Genomic DNA, 19,087 nt, shown 5'->3' with positions numbered 1-19,087 from the left:
ACAGGGAAAAAAGCTATGAACCGTAAAGACAGGAAGGAGGTCGGCCAGTCTTTAAATAAGTCCCTGCTGGTGAACGATATCCGCCAGATGATAGAAGAAACCCGTTCGGCGGTGGCGACTGCTGTTAATGCCGGGTTGACAGCGCTCTACTGGCATATTGGCAAACGCATCCTGGAAGAAATCCTCAGAGGGGAGAGGGCGGAATACGGACAGGAGATCGTCATCTCACTTGGAAGAGAATTGACTGCTGAGTTTGGCCGGGGATTTGAAGAGAAAAATCTGCGCCGGATGATCCAGTTCGCAGAAGCTTTTCCGGATGAGGAAATTGTCGCTGCGCTGAGGCGACAATTAAGCTGGACACATTTCAAGATACTCATACCTATTGAAGATTCTCTCAAACGCGAGTTCTATGCTGAGATTTGCAGAATCGAAAGATGGAGCACGCGTACACTTCAAGAACGTATCGATTCTATGCTTTATGAGCGCACCGCTATTTCACGTAAGCCGGAAGAAGTGATTCGTCACGAACTCTCTGCTCTGAGAGGACAGGATCAACTGACACCTGAGCTTGTTTTCCGCGATCCATATGTCCTCGATTTTCTGGGGCTAAAAGACCGTTATCTTGAAAAAGACCTTGAGGATGCCATCCTGCGTGAACTGGAATCTTTTTTGCTTGAATTAGGAGCCGGGTTCGCCTTCGTTGCCAGACAGCAGCATATCCAGATAGACAATGACGATTTTTACATTGACCTTCTTTTCTACCACCGATCCCTGCACAGGCTGATCGCTATTGATCTGAAGCTTGGAAATTTCAAAGCCGAGTACAAGGGCCAGATGGAGCTTTACCTGCGCTGGCTGGATAAATATGAGCGTCAACAGGGAGAAGAGGCACCTCTTGGGATTATTCTCTGCGCCGGAAAAAAACAGGAACAAATCGAGCTGCTGGAGTTGAATCGTTCTGGTATCCATGTGGCTGAGTATCTAACAGAACTACCGTCCCGTGAACTGCTGGCTGAAAGGCTTCACCGCGCCATCAAGACCGCACGGGCCAGGCTGGAAGCACAATGATTAGATAAGAAAACTAAAATGAAGTAAAGTCTCAGTTTTCAACTGCTTAGAAATAATATCGCGAAAAGAGGGTTCAAATTAACTTTTCAAGAACATCTTCTTTGTCATGCAGGAGTAAATAACCCTTGATTTTATTAGCCAACTTTTTTGGCACTTTGGATAATTTATCAATTTTTCTTCCCGTTATTTTTTCAAGGTCTTCTTTCAGTTCTGAGTAAGAAATTTCCTGCAAGGGTATCGTAATTTTGTGTGTTACACCAGTACCTAAAATTTCAGTTCCTACAGAGATTTCAATTTCTTCTTTTATTCCAGGTTTCAGAGAGATGATTACATAGTCTATTTTTTCCTTTATTCCCTTAATATCGTTTTCAAGCTCGTCCACTTTTTGTTCCATGTATATTTTTGGAATCAATGGGATGATAGTAGATATGATCCCATACTGTTTGGGAACATCTTTTTGTTCTCTTATTTGTTGAATCCTGTTGAAAATATACTGATTCTCTTGTATTCTTGGGATATTTGATTCTAAGGTAAAAATCAGGTTTTCCACATTAAAAGCCATTTCCTCCTGACTGCCGATTTCCCACGTTTGGATTTCTCTATTAATAGCACATGCAATTTCTTCTGCATCGGTCCCTTTCGATTCTTTGCACGCGTTTTTTGCTTTCTTTTGAATATCTTCGAGAAGCTCTTTTAGGTTTCTGTCCAGTATAGGCAACCCCTTTCTCATAGCTACTGTTGCAAAAGGTGCTGTTTCTTCAGTATCTCTCATGAGTTCTGCTGCACGATCACAGTATTGTCTATAAAAACCGATCTCGCCTTTCATTGTCTCTAAGTTCAAATTTCTGAGATTCTCAACTTTTTTTAATGCGTTTGCAAGGTTTTCAACAGCTTCAAAAAGTAATTCTTTACTCTTTGAACCTTCAACGGCATTTTTTGCTTCTACCAAATATTTGTCCACTTCTTCTTTTGATTCCAGTCTTTTGAATATTATTGTATGAAAAGAACGATAGAAGGGGAGGCAAAATCGAGACGGATTTATCCAGTAAGATGATTCTCTTGCTGACTTTTCAAAAAAATCAATCGCTTTTTCCAATTCATTTTTGTAATCTTCTTCTTTTTCTGATTGGGAAGCCTTGAATATGGAAACTTTTCCAAGAGAATGATTTGCATAGCTTCTCACAGTGCTATCTTTATCAGTGGCCAGTTTAATTAAGTCGTTCCATGCCTGTTGTTCATCTGGCACTTGAGAAAACGCAGAACCAAGAGCAGAGGCAGCACTAAGCCTCACAGAACTGTCTTCATCATTTGTCAGTCTATGTAGGTCATTCCATGCCTGTTGTTTATCTGGCACTTGAGAAAATGCAGAACCAAGAACAGAGGCAGCACCTGTCCTCACAGACTTGTTCTCATTATTAGTCAGTCTAATTAAGTCATTCCATGCCTGTTTCTTGTCTGGCACGTTAAAAAAAACAGAACTAAGTGCGTCGACAGCACTATACCTCACCAAAATGTCTTCATCTTTGATTAGTTTTATTAAGTCGTTCCATACTTGTTGTTTATCTGGTACATATAAAAACAAAGAACCAAGAGCAGCAGCCACTTTATGCCTTGTATTTACTACTTTCTCTTTTGTCAGTCTAATTAGGTATTTCCATGCCTTTTGTTTATCTGGTACTTGAGAAAATGCAACAAGAACAGAAGTCGTCGCATCGTACCTCACACGGCTATCTTTGTCCTTTGTCAGTCTAATCAAATGTTCCCATGCATTTTGTTTATCTGGCAATTGAGAAAACGCAGAATTAAGAGCATAAACAGCTTTAAGCCTCACATCTTCATCATTATCTTTTGTCAGTCTGGTTAAATCTTCGCAAGCTTTTTGTTTATCTGGTAGTTGAGAAAACAGAGAACCAAGAGCAAAAGCTGCACTAGACCTTACATCATAATATTCATCATTGGTTAATACATGTAAGTCGACCCAAACCTTTTGTTTATCTGGCATATGAGAAAACGCAGAACCAAGAGCAGAGGCAGCTTTATCTCGCACCCTCCAGTCTTCGTCGCTGGTCAGTCTAATTAGGTGTTTCCATGCCTTTTGTTTATCTGGCATTTGAGAAAACGCAGAGCCAAGAGCATAGACAGCTTTAACCCTTACATCCCTGTCTTCATCACTGGTCAATGCATGTAAGTCGTTCCATGCCTTTTGTTTATCTGGTAGATAGGGAAAAACAGAACCAAGAACATAAGCTACCTTATACCTCACTCCCCAATATTCATCATTGGTTAATACATGTAAGTCTTTCCACGCCTTTTGTTTATCTGATAATGAGAAAAATTTAAATTCTAATTGTTCTAGTGCCTTGATGCGTTTTTTTGGATCTTCTCTAAGACACTGATCATGAATTTTGTCTTGATCTAACAACTGCCCAACACCATAAGTTTCAATAAAACTTCAAGCTTAAAACGGTTTCTTTTTGATTTTTGGGATTGAAAAGATTCGTTAAAAAATATTTCTACGGAAAAATTCCGCTCTGAGTAAAATTAGCTAATTGAGCACAATTTAATTTCCCAACAGATATTACATCCATTCCCTTAAAAAAACTCTAAAATCAGAATCCTCTAACCTGCAAATCTTGACATCCTCTATAATCCCAATCTCTTTATTCACGCTCGTATACACCTGTTTTCCAAGTGAACATCTCACGAGCCGGTCTTCGAGAAGCCCTTTTGCCGTCGGGTACTTGCTTCAGGTTTCAAAGACGCATTTTCCGTTTTTGATATCAACTCCGAAAACGCCGTCTGCCACCTAATATTTTTCTTTGAACCTTTTTGATACTTTTTATAAAATCAGTTGCTTTTCAAGTCTCTTACATTTCAAACATATCATTTTTTGCAAAGATAACCTGCAATAAACCCATCACATTTAACAGATTCAATACAAAACCCAGCGTTTTTCAGGAGACCTTCCATAATCCAATCCAGCGTTGAAAATTCTTCCCTTATGTGGATTTCGGTCTCTTCAGCAAGTTTGTCCCCTGCAGATTTTCTAAGGTCATTTACAATTTTATTAAAATAACTGTCATAATCCAAAATCAGTGAAGGGAAAACAACATCACGTAAGTAGAACTTTCCGCCTTCCTTCAACATTCCGTAGATCCGTCTCAGAGCAATCATTTTCCAGTAGTCTGGAAGGTGGTGTAAAGCTAGTTGAGTGACAATGACATCATAAGGTTCATCGTAGTTTTCATATGTTAAAAAGCCAGCATTATAAAATTCTATATTTGTTTTTTTCTGGCCTTCAGCCTTCATTTTCGCAAAATTTATCATTTTTTTCGAAACATCGATAGCCACAACTTTTCTGCAGTGCGCTGAAAATTTGAGTGCCAGTTCCCCTGTCCCAGTTCCGATTTCAAGAAGTAAATCTGTGTCCTTAATATTAATAAGTCCTTGAATACTATTGAATTCACTTTCAATATCTCTCAATTTCTGCATACATAGATCATAAGCCCTGACTTCTTCAAGATCTGTATAGTCTACCCCGACTTGTTTGAATTCATCATAATACCATTGTGGATACTGGTTCATAGCGGTCCTTCCTTTAGTATATCCAATTACCTGAATTCTTTACCTCAACTCCCAGTTTTTGTAGGGAATATATTGAATTGTAGAATTTTATCTAATTCTCTTATTTTCTTAGTAACTTTAATAATTATGTTATTTTCACTATAATTTATGTTTTTACTTCCCTTAAACTTCAACAGTATCTCAACTGGTGAAAACCTATCACATACGTCTTTGGTTAAGTAAGGAAGCATGACAAATTGCAGCAATGTCTCAACGTTTATTATCTATTTCAATGAGTTGTAAGCTGGAACAGGGTACAGATTTCATGTAAAGAGGCAAAAATTTAAGGCCGGCTTCTAAGGCCGGCTCCTAATGCAAAATAGATAGCTTTCAAGCAAGAAAATTCCTTAACCGATGACCAATTCAGCCAAATCAAATAATATGCTGCCCAGGGAAGGTGCCATTCAGGCTTTTCAGGAGTAAGCTTCTCCGGAATAAAAAAGAAGGGGATTTTCTCCCCAACTGGCCGTCCGCTTAGCAGGACAAACTCAGACCTGCAGAACGAACTTGGACCTATAGAACGAACTCGGACCTATAGAATAAAATTAAGTCTGAAATCACTCAGTCTTCCCTTTTCATCTGCGGGAAAAGGATTACTTCTTTGATAGAGTCCAGGCCCGCAAGGATCATGGTAAGCCTGTCGATTCCAAGCCCCATGCCGCCTGTAGGGGGCATTCCGTATCCGAGAGCATTTACGAAATCGTAATCGATGGTCTGAGCTTCAAGGTCTCCTAACTTTCTTTTCTTGTCCTGTTCTTCGAACCTTTTTTGCTGTTCAATAGGATCGTTCAGTTCGGAATAACCGTTTGCCAGTTCCCAGCCGTTTAAGAAGAGTTCGAATCTCTCGACAAAGCCCTCTTTTGACCTGTGGTTTTTGGCAAGTGGGGAATTTTCCACAGGGAAATCATAAATGAAAGTAGGGTTTATCAGCTTGTCTTCTACCAGGCCCTCAAATAGCAGGGCAAGGAACTCTCCGTAAGTTTTTGCCTTTTCGTAATCCTCGATCTTGTTATCGATTGCGATTTGTTTCAATTCTTCAAGCGAGTGTGCAAAAACATCAAGTCCAGCATACTCTTTTAAGGCATCTTCCATGGAAATTCTTTTCCAGGGGGTACGGAGATTGAGCGTGTTTTCTCCAATTTTAACTTCATAGCTACCAGTCAGCTTGACCACAAGTTCCGAGATCAGGCCTTCGGTTAAGTCCATCATGTCATTGTAGTCCCTGTAAGCTTCATAGACTTCGATCATGGTGAACTCAGGGTTATGGGTTGTGTCAATATCTTCGTTCCTGAAATTCTTGGAGATCTCAAAGATCTTCTCGTAACCGCCAACAATAAGCCTCTTAAGATAAAGTTCAGGGGCAATTCTAAGGAAGAGTTTCTGCCCGAGACAGTTATGGAAAGTCGTGAAAGGCCTTGCGTTTGCGCCTCCGTAGACATTCTGGAGTATCGGAGTCTCAAATTCCAGGAATTCCCTGTCAGAAAGGAATCGTCTGATCTCGGAGATGAGTTTGCTCCTCATGACGAAAATCTCTCGCTTATCAGCATTGACTATAAGGTCAAGATACCTTTTTCTGTACCTGGTTTCAACGTCTTTTAAGCCGTGGAATTTTTCGGGGAGGGCACAGAGGGATTTTGAGAGAAGGGAAAATTCGGACACGCTGATGGAATTTTCACCCCTTTTTGTCCTGAAAAGTGTGCCCTGAACACCTACGATATCTCCCGAATCGACCAGGGTTTTAAAAGTATTGAAATCCTCATCAGGAAGATTTCCTTTTCTTAAAGTAACCTGAATTCTGCTCCCCTGGTCTCCAAGATCGGCAAATATCATTTTTCCAAGCCTGCGAATATTGTAGAGCCTTCCTGCGGTTCTGACCGTTAAGCCTTCATTCTTTTCAAAGTCCTCGAACTTTTTCTGGATTTCACAGATATCCCCATTCTTTTCAAACTTATAGGGGTATGGGTTAAGTCCCTGGTTTCTGATACCGTTTAGTTTTGTAAGTTTAGAATCATCAAAGACCCTGCTATCTGAAATATCATTACTGTCAGATTCATTGTCAGACGGTACAAGGCTATCTGACATTTTTTCATTGTTAATTTCCATGCTCATCGAATCAGTACATCCTATTCAGGTGAATGCGAATAAACCGCTTAGTAATCGATTAGTGATCAATCAGTAAACCGATAATAAATTATTAACTTGATCAGTAATCATATATAAGTCAGTAAGTAAATTAGCCATGAACAAATCAATAATAAATCAATAATAAATCAATATCAGCTAATCAGCCATTAATAAATCAACCTGGGTGCCCACAACAGAAAAGAATCTTGGAAGGTCTCACGGAGATTTATGAATTCTTAGATATGTAAGTTGCTGGATAGTGAATTTTTTATTCACACTTCCATGGCTGAAAGCTACAAGTGCGAATATCAAGAATAACGACTGTCTATTAGCCTGAGTCCTGACATTTAATTTTTCCATACATCCACGCATATTATATAAACATTGAGAAAACGAGTCCATATATTAATAAATTATTAGTGAAATCATCATTACTTTATGAGAAAAATTAATTTTAAATTCATTGCAAAACTTTCATATTACTATTGAAAATGTATCCTGTGTTTATTAATTCATAGACTTCGGATTTTCCACTACACTAAACGTAATTTTAAACTCAACTCCCTGTTTTCTTTTAAGCTCGATTTTCCCGTCCAGCTGGTCAACAAGAATATCTACTAGCTGAAGTCCGAGTGATTCTAGACTCTCTAATTCTAAATTTTCAGGAATTCCTATCCCATTATCTGAAACTGTCAGGCTGAAAAGAGATTTACTTATTTCATCATTGGTCCCTTCCCTGCAAAGCTTAATTCGGACTTCACCTTCCTGGTCTTCAGTAAATGCATGTTTGAGGGAATTGGAAACTAGTTCATTAACAATTATTCCTAATGGGACAGCAGTATCCATATTAAAGAATGCATTTTCTTCCAGATCTGTGAATAGGTTAAGATTTTTACTATAAAGTCTGTAAGTTTGGAAAAGATTTTCAGCCAATTTTTTAAGGTATTCAGAAAAATTCAGAGTGTCAGTTCCTTCTCCTTTATATAGTTCTTCGTGGATGAGAGCCATAGATATAACTCGATTCTGGCTTTCCCTGAAAGCCTCAATAACTTTCGGATTATCGAATTTATCAGCCTGAAGATCAAGAAGAGAAGAGATAACTTGCAGGTTATTTTTTATCCTGTGGTGGATTTCTTTCTTACGGGCAGTCTCGAGATTTGACAGAGCTTCCTCTGCCTTTTTTTTCTCGGTGATATCGAGAACAAAGGCTAATCCTTCATAAAGCACCTTATTGAAAGTAGCTACCCCTATGATAACAGGTACGTGCGAGCCATCTTTGCGGATGTATTCCTTCTCATAAGGCGTACTTGCACCTTTTGATTTGAGTTCCGCCATGGCATGCTCATCCAATTGACTGTACTCCGGTGGAGTCATCTTATCCCATTTAATCTGCCCAGTCAGCAAGTCTTCGCGAGTGTAACCAACTATCTCCAGGAACTTGTCGTTAGCTTCTGTTATCGAACCTTTCAGATTGTAGAAACACACACCGATCATATCTGATTCGTAAAATCGACGTAGACGCGTTTCGCTCTCACGCAGTGCTTCTTCCGCCTTGATACGCTCAGTAACATCTCTTACAATACTTGAGATAGCCACGAGCTTTCCAGATGCGTCAAAAACCGGAGAAAGAGTTATTGAAACATTTATTAAGGTACCGTCCTTTTTCTGCCGAAGAGTTTTGTAATGCCGGATCTTTTCTTTTTGTTTAATCTTTTCAATTAACTGTCTTATTTCCCCTTTGAGATCATCCGGTTCAAGGATTGAGACATTTTTCCCCAGAATTTCTTCAGATGAATAACCATAAATCTGCTCTGCACCCTTATTCCAGCTTGTAATAACACATTCAAGAGACTCAGTTATAATAGCATCATCCGATGATTCCATTGCATTCAACAGTTTCTGTATTTTCTCTTCAGCTTTTTTGCTTTCAGTAATGTCCTGAACTATTCCTTTTATTTTTGTGGGGGTATTCTCACCATTAGACACGAATTCTGATTTTAGATGGACTATGCGTTCTTCCCCATTTGCTAAGACAATCCTGTAATCGATAACAAAAAGATCTTCCTTTGTAGCTTTTTTAAGGGCGTTGCGGTAGTAGTCTAGATCATCGGGATGTATGTAACTTAAATATTCATTGTAAGAAGGTGCTAGCTCTTGAGGATCACGTCCAAAAATACGATACATTTCCTCAGACCAGTAGGCTTTATCAGTTTCAATATCCCATTCCCAGTTTCCAATATGAGCCATTTTTTGAGCTTCGGCAAGGCCTTTCTCACTTTCTTTCAATGAATTGTAAGCTTTCTCAAGCTCGATTGTTCGTTCTTTAACTTTTTCTTCTAGATTTTCATGTGCTTTTTTTAGAGCTTCTTCTGCTTTTTTGCGCTTTGTAATATCGTGGACGATACCTCCAATAAAGAGCATCTTGCCGTTTCTATCTTTGGTAACCGTATAATGATCTAAGAACCAGCGATATTTGCCATCCTTATGTTTAAACCGGTACTCCAAAGTTCCAGAGCCAGTATCGTATGCCTGGTCCCGCTTCAAAAGAACTCTGGGACGGTCGTCGGGATGAATGCGATCAAGAATCTCACTGGCATTCACTGCACTCATTTCCTTGGCAGAGAAGCCAGTAATCTTCTCTACCACCGGGCTCATGTAGTCGTATCTGTCAGTCTGAAGGTTTCGCCTGTAAGCAACGTCGAGTGAGTTCTCAAGGACTGAACGGAAACGCTCCTCACTCTCCTGCAGTGCACCCAGAAGTGTTTCACGTTCAGCTAGCGACTGAGCCAGCTTAAGATTGCTGTAGCCTAACTGCGAGATCACGTTGGCAAAAGTTATAAAGAAGGCCATGCCTGTATTCACAGCTTCCCTGCTCAACCGTGGGACTTTCTCAAGTGCTGCTATGTATTCCTCCTCATTGAAACCATATTTTCTGGCCTGGAATCGGAAAAGCTCATAGTCCAGAGGTTCATCTTCAAAAAAGAACTGGCCTGAGAAGATATTGGCAAGGTGTTGACCACCAACTATGATGGGAGTCGCTATGTCCCACATATTGTTTTTGCACTTATATAGCTTGAATTCTCCAGGGGAAACGCCCACAGATAACTTTGTGTCACTCTCTACGCAGTTTTTACAGGCTTCGGGGTGAACCCTGTGGAATTGCGTGCAGATCTCCTGCCATCCTACGCCTACCAGAACATTACCTTTGAGATCATCCAGGCTCATGGGAATGTGAGCAATCTTATAGAAGCAGTCCATCATAAACTGGATCGACTGGGCGTCAATGATATCATTGATTTCCAGTTTACCCACTTCCCGAGAAGGTGAAGGAATATCTTCTAACTTCTGCTTGATGTACTGATCACTCTGGATCAACGCTTTCTCACTCTGGATCAACGCTTTCTCAGTCTGCTTGCAATCAGTCTTATTTTTCTGCCCGGGGTTTTCGATCCTTTCCCACTTTCCTTTCCTTTTAATCAGAGAAAATTGATGGTTAAAAGCTAAATCAATAGTATCTGCTGCACTGCACATGCTAAGAAGATATGAGCACAGAGAGATTATCTGTCGTTCGCCGATATTAATGTCCAGTTTTTTCTCATAATCACCAAAATCATCCCAATATCCTTTTTTCAACCAAGAAGCATTTCCTGCTACCCTGAGTCCTCCATAACCACTGGCTAGAGCTTCACCTAATTTTTCATCCCATCCATTTAAAACTCTCTCAAAATCGAAACTTTCTCCTCTCAAATACCAGGAGTTATAAGGGATAATTTCAATTTGCTTTTTCTCCAGATAAATATCAATATCAGGAACGGCTCTTCTCAAGGCTTCTTTTGCCTCTTCTACTTCCAGGGGTTGTGACGTAACCCAGAGACAAAATTCATTATCTTCCAACCCTGCTTTAAAATAAGGGACAACTATGTCCATTAACTCTTTTTTTGTCTGATAAAACTGGCAGAAATGTGTTCCCCAGGGCACGTCTCCAATAATATCAATACCAGAGTTTCTCAGTGTTTCTCTCATTCCGCACTCCCTGACCACAAAAAATAATTTTAAATCCTGCAGTTAATGTTTGTGAGCAATTATCATTTAGAGACCTGGAGACTATTCTAAATCGTTATTATAGTACTGAGTAGATTAATTATTTCTTTGTAAAAATAGAGAGGTAATTCGCGGACGATTTTAGTGATATGTCAGTAGATAAATAAGTTAATGTAATATTCCAAAACCCTTTGATTCTTCAAGTTTTCACTTGTTTTTAAGTCATTTAAATATTTGGCATGAAAATGCTGCCATCTGCAAGCACTTTCATTGGTTGTGCATGTTATTCAAAGAATATCATGTTTGTTTAGATTAGTAATATGCGCTAAATTTTAAAAAGATTTGGATATTACGGGAATGTTAATACTGAATTGATTCCTAAATAAAACCAGGACAAAAATTGAAAAGCATTTCATTGTGGTTGGAAACTTAAAGTCAGAGTTAGAGACAACTATTTTTATATACAGGCTGCGGTTAGTTGTAACTCAAGCTAAAAAACTATATTTAATGACAAGAGTCCATTATATGACTGGAGCCTAATCTTCTGTCTAATTAAAACTAACTTCTTAAAACTAACTTCTTAAAGCTAACTTCTTAAAGCTAACTTCTTAAAGCTAAATTCTTGAAGCTAAATTCTTAAAGCTAAATTCTTAAAGCTAAATTCTTAAAGCTAAATTCTTAAAGCTAAATTCTTGAAGCTAAATTCTTAAAGCTAAATTCTTTGTCTACATGCCAGATCATCTTATGTAGAGCCTTTTGAATTCCTGCATCTTCTATTCTGATTCTTGTTTCTAACTCTGGTATGCTTCAGCTTCCGAATATTCCTGAGCAGTCCGAGCCTTGTTCCATCAAGTAAATACACTTCCGAAGCCTCAAGTTTAATTCCACCTGAAGAAAAAGCCGGCCCTAGCAACTCTTCCTGAGTGGACTCGTTAAAAGGCACACCTCCGCATAGCTCGTTAAAAGCCGGCATTACGAAGAGTTCAGGATCTGCCCACTGTGCAGGGTTCTCAAAATCAAGGTTTCCGAAATGGATTTTCAGGACTTCCATATTAAACTTTGTTCTGATCCAGGCAGGTTCAACTACGGAGTAACCAAAGGAATCTGTAAAACGAACAGTGGGATGATTATGGGCGGTGACTGCATGAGATACAGCCAGTATTTCAGATGCAGGCCAGGTATGCCCATGAAAATATCCTGTTCCGTCAATAACTGCACCGCGTGCGGAATGAACCCTTATATCCTTGTGCCTGTTGAAAAGAAGTTCGATTCCTCCATCATGGTTTCCGGGGATAATATCAACGTGTGTATGTTCTGCAAGTGTTTCGAGGAAGCGAGGAATTTCGTCTTTCTCCTGCCAGGAGACCTTAGGAACATTATGTTTCACGTCCCCAAGAAGTATTACTTTATCAGGGGAATTTGCCTGGATATAGCCAAGAAGCCTGTCCAGTCTCCCTTTCATCTGGCTGGGCAAATTGATCCCGCTCCTGTAAAGGTCCCACTCGATTCCGAGGTGGATGTCTGCAACTACCAGTGAGGTTTCTGTGTTCCTGACGATGAGGGCAGGTTCTTCAAGGATTGGGGTGATTTCAGGGAGCATAATCGGTGAAATATCGTTTTTCAGGATTTGAAAAAATTATTCTTTCTGAAAAGAAAACTATTCTTGGAAATAAAGTATGACTTTCCAAACCTGTAGTAATATGTAGTTTACGATATTTAAATGGTCGGGACTGAACTGTATATAATAGGTAGAGGAAAATATCATGATACAAAACGCGATTCTTGTAAAAAATCCGAAAACCAAGAAGAACCAGAAGATAGTAGAGAGAAGAACAAAAAGTACGATCAACCAACCGCCTTATCGCCGTTGTCCCGTGTTTTCCTGCAACCTAAGGCCTACTATTACTCCAAATAAGAGAAGTATAAGTATTACAACTCTCTGAACCAGACAAGCTGCACAAGATACCACATTGTTTGCTGTCCGTTAGAACGCAATTTTGTATTCCAAAAACCTATATATGCTGCCATTTATATACATAGAATTGAATAAAATAGTTATTATCCATTGAAACAGGGGGAAATTTCAGATGGGGGTAAAGAAAAATGGGAGTAACAACACCGGCTGATCAGGCAGCCAAACCAAAGACTCTTTTTACCAATGTTCACATCTTCGACGGCGTTCATGAGAAGCGCATCGAAAACGCCTACGTTCTTGTTGAAGGTAATCTGATCAAGCAGATCTCGGCCCAGAAGATCACCGCTGACGGCGCGATGGTGATCGACGGCGGGGAGCGCACGCTGATGCCCGGGCTCATCGATGCCCACTGGCATACCATGTTCTGTTTTTGGCCTATCAGCAAAATACTTAGTTCCGATTTCGGCTTTCTCAGCATAGCGGCCGCCAAATCGGCTGGAGAAACCCTCCTGCGCGGCTTCACAACGGTGAGGGATGCCGGTGCCAATGTTTTCTCAATAAAGAAGGCCACTGATGAGGGTTTGATCGACGGCCCTCGAGTTTATCCTGCCGGCGCATATATCAGCCAGACCTCCGGTCACGGCGATTTCCGTGACCCTAATGATGTACCTGAGAATCCAGGCACTCCGCTCGACTACATGCAGCGAGTCGGGCACGTGTTGATCGCAGATGGGGTGCCAGAGGTGATTAAGCGCACCCGGGAGGTGCTTCGCATGGGTGCCAGCCATATCAAGGCCATGGCAGGCGGCGGCGTGACTTCACTTTATGATCCGCTCGATGTCACGGAATACACCTTTGAGGAGATGAAGGCGATCTGCGAAGTTGCCAAGACCTGGAACACCTATGTCATGATCCACGCCAATACCGACGAGGCCATCCGGCAGTGGATAGAAGCCGGTGCCCTATCCGTCGAACACGGTTTCTTCATTGAGGAGGAAACAGCGAAACTGATGGCAGAAAAGGGCGTTTGGTGGAGTATGCAACCGATGTCGGTTGGTGACGAAGACGCTTTCAAATTCGAGAATCCTATTAGCACGGCCAAGTATGCGCAATGTGTTGCCGGCCTGGAGAAAGTCATCGCGCTCACCAAAAAGTACAAGGTCAAAACCGCCTTCGGCACCGACATGCTGTTCGACCCCGCGCTCGCCGCGAAACAGGGCAAATTCCTGGCCAAGATGAAGAAGTGGTACACACCCTATGAAGCTCTGAAAATGGCCACTCACGATAATGCCCAGCTGATCAAACTTTGCGGCCCGCGCGATCCCTATCCCGGAGAATTAGGCGTGGTGAAGGAAGGCGCGCTTGCCGACCTGCTGCTTGTGGACGGGAATCCGCTGCAAAACATAGACCTTGTCGCGGACCCGGACAAGAACTTCGTGGTGATCATGAAGGACGGGAAGATCTACAAGAACATTCTCCATGAAAGAACCCAGAACAATAAATGAGAGGAGGGTCAAAATGAGAAGTGTTGACAAGGAAGGGAAAATCAGAATTGCCTTGGCCGGTCTGTTTGAAGAAGTGAATACTTTTGCTCAGGAATAACCTTTTTTTAATAACGCTCAGTGCTCATCTTAACTCTTTTTCCGAAAACTTTTCGACCCTTTCCTAGAGCTTTTTATCATTTTCCGCATCTCTATAACTCGCCCTGTACTTCAAAAATCCTGCCATACATGTATCTTCGTTTGTCTTCGAGAAGATAATTTCCACTAACATCTTCGTCGCCCTAGCTTTCTGTATCGTCTGGGGAATCACCAAGGACTGTTCTATTCCTGGGAACTATACCGTCAAACAGGAGAACGTGATCATTCCGGGGATAAAAAGAATCCCCGGAAAAACAATCTGAGTTACAGTAAATATTCGAATCCATATTTTATTTCTCATATTTAAGTACATCATCAATAGTATCCACATACTCGATGTTGATTCCCACCTCTTTCTCTATGTACTCTTTAGCATCTACGACTTCAGACTGCTTCTCAATGACATTAAAACCGCCAAGCTTCCTTTCTACATATTTATATGTAACAAGCTGGTTGTTTTCCCTCGGAATGAGGAAAAGGGTTTTACCCCCGGCTTTTGCTGCCTTAGCTTTTTCCAGAACTCCACCTATCTGACCGATATTGCCTTCATCGTCAATCGTGCCTGTAAGGGTTATACTATTGTTCAGTTTGGTATTGTTATCAATGGCTGAAATCGTAAGCAGGGTCATGAGAGCTCCTGCGCTGGGACCATCGACTCCCGGAGTTTCATTCGAAGCGGTAATGCTGAAAATAATATCACTGCTTGACATTTGTCTACCGGTTTTGTTTTCAGCGACGAAAACTGCAGTGTTTGCAGCATCCTGGAAGACCACACCCATCAGCGGAGTTGTCTGGACAAGCACACGGCCTTTTCCAGGCTGGATCTCAGTTGAGATATTGAGCAAAGCTCCTTCCTCAGAAACATTTTTCCATATAAAGGAACCTGATCTCTCAAGTTTTACTTTCTGGAAAACCGCAGGTCCCTGGAGAGTAGCAAAGCCTTCAACTCCTACAGGACATATTTGAGAGCCATTTTCAAGCTCAAAGACTCTTTCGCGATAGGACTTTAACTGAGAAGCATAAGACTGAAGCGATTCATTACTCTGATTTATCTGTGTCTTAAGGTTTTTATTTTCCGTTTCAAGGGAATTTATTTGAGTCTGCATTTCTTGGACCTGTTTTCCCTCAAAGGAAGGCTGTTCTTCAAACAGGACAAAGTAAGCGTTTGCAAAAAGCGAAATAACCAGTAAAAAAACAAGAAGTTTGGACTTCATACCACCTATCACTTTCGATTTGCTTCTTTAGATCATACTTATTCTTCCGTATGGAAACCATGCCTGAAAACTGCAAGAGACATTTAGAACATATAATCACAGATTTAACTTAAAGACCCAATGGTAAATATGTTAGTTACAGATAAATGAATATGTTGATTACAAAGAAGTGAATACTCTGTTTTCCAATAGATGAATACATGGATTCAGGAAGCCCTCTATTCGAATCCATAAGTTTAAACTAAGAATTTATATAAGTGTATATGCCGAGTTCAACCTTACTTTTCAGGGATTTCCTTCTCAGTCTCCTCTCCTTTATCCTTCCACATTAACATTACTTTCAGGTTTTTCTCATTTTCCGATTTGGTGATAACTGCCTTTCCATTCATTGTCAGCAGTAAGTTAAAAGTCAGTTCCATCTGAGATGGTCTGAACTCAGGGGGAGTGTCCTCCAGATTGCCTACAACTTTTTTAGAAATCTCCTTAATCATAAGCATCGCGTTATCAACCGATTCTGTGGATTTCTCTTCCAGGGCTTTAGGAGATACGAGCGCAAATTTTTTTATTGTACCTGGAGCATGCCCCAGTTCGGCTAGAATATACCCTGCTTTTAAAGCCTCCCTGCCGGAATTCTCAACAACTTTTTCATTAACAGTGACTTTTTCATCAACAGTTACTTTATCCAGAAACTGTTCCCCCCATTAGACGATATGGGTGCATCTCACAGAAAAAGAGAGTACAACCCTGAGTAAGAATAGATTAACGTAAATAAAATAGTATATAAATGAATAAATAATTATGGTTCTTCGTTGTTTTGTGTGGATATTCTCATAATGTTCTCATAATGTTCTCATAATGTTCTCATGATATTCTCATGATATTCTCATAATATTCTCATGATATTCTCATAATGTTCTCATAAAAACCAATCAGGTCTTGAATTGAAAATCATTTTATCCATAGGGAATGACGAAGAGCCAATATTGACTTTTTGAGAATTCGAGTTAAAGAAGTTCAGACCTTAGTAATTTTATAAACTTTCTTCGGCTTCTTTTACATTGGGCCCTTCTTTTGTATCCTGTACAATATATCCCATAGATTTTATTTTTTCTCTGATAGCGTCTGAAACTGCCCAGTCTTTCTTTTTTCTGGCAGCTTCACGCTCTTCAACCAGTTCCATCACTTCTGTGGGGATTTTCTTTTTTTCTGACTCGTAAAAGAGACCCAGAGCATCCGAAAACTGTCTGTATAGAGAATAGAGCTTTTCAAGGACCTGTCGATTTTTTTCGGATTCAAGATACCTGTTAGCTGTACGTGAAAGTTCTTTAAAAACCGTTAGGGCTTTCGGGGTATTGAAATCGTCTTCAAGAGCTTCCCTGAACTGGATATCAAGTTCAGGAAGGGTATTAAGAACCTCCTCGTCTCCAGGATAAGCTGCATCCTCTGCGCTTTCCAGGCTAAATTCAAGGTTATCGAGCGTTTCTTTAAGCTTTAAGTAATTATTTTTAGCATTTTCTGCAAAGGCATCGGAATAGTCAAGCTTTTTACGGTAGTGGACTGAGAGAAACATAAAGCGTACAACTTCCCCACCGTACTTCTCGACAATCTCGGGCAGGGTGAAGACGTTTCCTTTGGACTTGCTCATCTTTTCTCCTTCAACTATGAGGTGTTCTCCATGAATCCAGTTGCATGAAAACGGTTTTCCGGTTGCCCCTTCCGATTGCGCAATCTCATTTTCGTGGTGAGGAAAAATAAGGTCCACTCCTCCTAAATGCATATCCAGAGTGGGCCCGAAGCAGTTCATGGCCATCGCCGAGCATTCGATATGCCATCCAGGGCGGATTTTTCCCCATGGACTCTCATAATAAATTCCCCTTTCGATTTCCTCAGGGATTGAAGCTTTCAGGAGAGCGAAATCACGGGGATTGTCTTTGTCATATTCATCCACATCCACCGACGCGCCAATTATAATGTTATCAAAATCAAGCTTTGAGAGTTTGCCATAATCCGGAAATGCTGAAATTCTGTAATAGACCGACCCGCTTTTTTCATAAGCCATCCCTTTATCTATCAGCTTTTGCGTAAGTCCAATCATGCTGTCAACATTTTCCGTAGCTCTAGGGTAAGCTGAGGCCCTTTTTATGTTCAGCATATCAAGGCCCTTAAAAAACTCTGCCGTATATTTATCCGTAAAATCCTTAAGTGACATTCCGGATGCTTTCGAATCCCTGATGGTTTTGTCATCTATATCAGTAATGTTCATTACAAGTTTTACTTTATATCCAAGGTACTCAAGACTTCTCACAATATTATCTGCCATCAGAAAAGTACGATAGTTGCCTATATGCGGCATGTTGTAAACTGTAGGCCCGCAGGCGTAAATCGAAACTTCACCTTCCTTTAACGGTTTGAAAATCTCTTTCTTTCGTGTAAGGGTATTGTAAACCTGGAGCATCCGGAACGCCTCTGGAAATTTAAGTACCTGAATATTTTGTTAGAACACTTGCTAAAGTGAGACTAAATCTCTTTAATCTATGGGAATTCAATTTAAGAGTTATTCTAATTCCTGTATTGTTACCTAATTGTTAAGAAATGCTTTATTACTTTTGCCGCAAGCCTTTTAAAAAAATTGTTTGCCCGCAACCCTTTTGAGAAAAGGCTTGACCGCAACCCTTTTCAAAAAAGGCTTGACCGAAAACCCCAAGAACCGTTTGAGTCTGATAACCTTATCCCCAAACCCTATCCGGCGTGATCAACCGGCGCAACGGTTGCGGGTCAACGGTTGCAGCTCAACGGTTTCAGGGCAAATTTCCCTCAAATATAGATACTCCAGCTTTCTGCAAGATCTTTCCCAGCCGGAAAAGAGGAAGGCCGACAACATTAAAAAAGTCTCCTTCGATCCTTTTCACAAAGGCTGCCCCTTTTCCCTGAACAGCAAAAGCCCCTGCTTTATCAAGGGGTTCTCCTGTTCTGACATAGGCTGAAATCTGTTCATTGCTTATTTCATCCATCCAGACTGTCGTGGATTCCAGTTCGTTGATTTCTGTCCCGCTGTCAAGGTCAAGGACTGTAAGCCCGGTTATAACCAGGAATCGCTGTCCACTTAAGAGTTTCAGCATTTTCTCTGCTTCTTCGGAAGATTTTGGTTTTCCCATAAGTTCTCCATTAAAAAGCACCGATGTATCAGCAGAAATTACAAGCCCGGAATTGAAGTGTTTAGCCACGTCTCTGGCTTTTCCGGTGGAGTGCCTTAAGACAAGTTCTTCAGGGAGCAGACCAGGGTAGGTAGATTCCATATAGGAACTGGAATAGACCCGGAAATTATCGCCTATAAGCTGTTTAAGCAGTTCTTGTCGCCTCGGAGATGCAGACGCGAGAATAATCTGACGCATTGGAAGAACTCAGGATGCATGGAATATATTTGTGTTGCAGATAGAGGAGACATTGAAATTAATTAGTGA

11 protein-coding genes are annotated in these 19,087 nt (G+C 40.7%); 2 read left to right on the top strand and 9 right to left on the bottom strand.

The window, feature by feature from the left end; genetic code table 11:
- The first annotated feature begins 15 nt into the window (after window positions 1-15).
- A complete protein-coding gene (locus tag MSVAZ_RS13480) occupies window positions 16-1,068 on the top strand; it encodes a PDDEXK nuclease domain-containing protein (RefSeq protein WP_048121770.1) in 1,053 nt (350 codons plus the stop codon).
- A gap of 73 nt (window positions 1,069-1,141) precedes the next feature.
- Here the strand turns inward: MSVAZ_RS13480 and MSVAZ_RS13475 are convergent, their stop codons facing one another.
- The 5 genes from MSVAZ_RS13475 to MSVAZ_RS13450 all read right to left on the bottom strand — a co-directional run bounded on the left by MSVAZ_RS13475 (window position 1,142) and on the right by MSVAZ_RS13450 (window position 12,457).
- A complete protein-coding gene (locus tag MSVAZ_RS13475; protein ID WP_052727983.1) occupies window positions 1,142-3,490 on the bottom strand; it encodes a HEAT repeat domain-containing protein in 2,349 nt (782 codons plus the stop codon).
- Between the two features lie 461 nt (window positions 3,491-3,951).
- A complete protein-coding gene (locus tag MSVAZ_RS13470) occupies window positions 3,952-4,653 on the bottom strand; it encodes a class I SAM-dependent methyltransferase (protein ID WP_048121768.1) in 702 nt (233 codons plus the stop codon).
- A gap of 600 nt (window positions 4,654-5,253) precedes the next feature.
- Window positions 5,254-6,801, bottom strand: a complete 1,548-nt coding sequence (gene lysS / locus MSVAZ_RS13460; RefSeq protein WP_048121765.1) for a lysine--tRNA ligase — start codon at window positions 6,799-6,801, stop codon at window positions 5,254-5,256.
- Between the two features lie 522 nt (window positions 6,802-7,323).
- Window positions 7,324-10,839 (bottom strand): PAS domain S-box protein, encoded by a 3,516-nt coding sequence (locus tag MSVAZ_RS13455; protein ID WP_048121764.1) that lies wholly within the window; start codon window positions 10,837-10,839, stop codon window positions 7,324-7,326.
- 760 nt (window positions 10,840-11,599) lie between these two features.
- On the bottom strand, window positions 11,600-12,457 hold the full coding sequence (locus tag MSVAZ_RS13450; RefSeq protein WP_048121763.1) for a metallophosphoesterase: 858 nt from the start codon (window positions 12,455-12,457) through the stop codon (window positions 11,600-11,602).
- A 503-nt stretch (window positions 12,458-12,960) separates the two neighbouring features.
- Here MSVAZ_RS13450 and MSVAZ_RS13445 point away from each other — a divergent pair.
- Window positions 12,961-14,277: a metal-dependent hydrolase family protein gene (locus tag MSVAZ_RS13445; protein WP_048121761.1), complete on the top strand. Its 1,317-nt coding sequence runs from the start codon at window positions 12,961-12,963 to the stop codon at window positions 14,275-14,277.
- Window positions 14,278-14,702: 425 nt separating this feature from the next.
- On the opposite strand, the gene MSVAZ_RS13440 is transcribed toward MSVAZ_RS13445, so the two are convergent.
- From MSVAZ_RS13440 to MSVAZ_RS13425, 4 genes are all read right to left on the bottom strand, one after another.
- Window positions 14,703-15,626 carry a S16 family serine protease gene (locus MSVAZ_RS13440; protein WP_048121759.1) on the bottom strand — a complete coding sequence of 308 codons (924 nt, stop codon included), beginning with the start codon at window positions 15,624-15,626 and terminating at the stop codon, window positions 14,703-14,705.
- A gap of 278 nt (window positions 15,627-15,904) precedes the next feature.
- Complete coding sequence (locus tag MSVAZ_RS18940; RefSeq protein ID WP_229393419.1) at window positions 15,905-16,159, bottom strand: CU044_2847 family protein; 255 nt, start codon at window positions 16,157-16,159, stop codon at window positions 15,905-15,907.
- A 497-nt stretch (window positions 16,160-16,656) separates the two neighbouring features.
- Window positions 16,657-18,081: a cysteine--tRNA ligase gene (gene cysS / locus MSVAZ_RS13430; RefSeq protein ID WP_048121755.1), complete on the bottom strand. Its 1,425-nt coding sequence runs from the start codon at window positions 18,079-18,081 to the stop codon at window positions 16,657-16,659.
- A 343-nt stretch (window positions 18,082-18,424) separates the two neighbouring features.
- A complete protein-coding gene (locus tag MSVAZ_RS13425; protein ID WP_048121753.1) occupies window positions 18,425-19,018 on the bottom strand; it encodes a Maf family nucleotide pyrophosphatase in 594 nt (197 codons plus the stop codon).
- Window positions 19,019-19,087: the final 69 nt, after the last annotated feature.

The organism is Methanosarcina vacuolata Z-761, from assembly GCF_000969905.1.
GTDB lineage: Archaea > Halobacteriota > Methanosarcinia > Methanosarcinales > Methanosarcinaceae > Methanosarcina > Methanosarcina vacuolata.
Note: the sequence above shows the minus strand (reverse complement) of the source record. Positions and strands in the feature narration are given on the sequence as shown.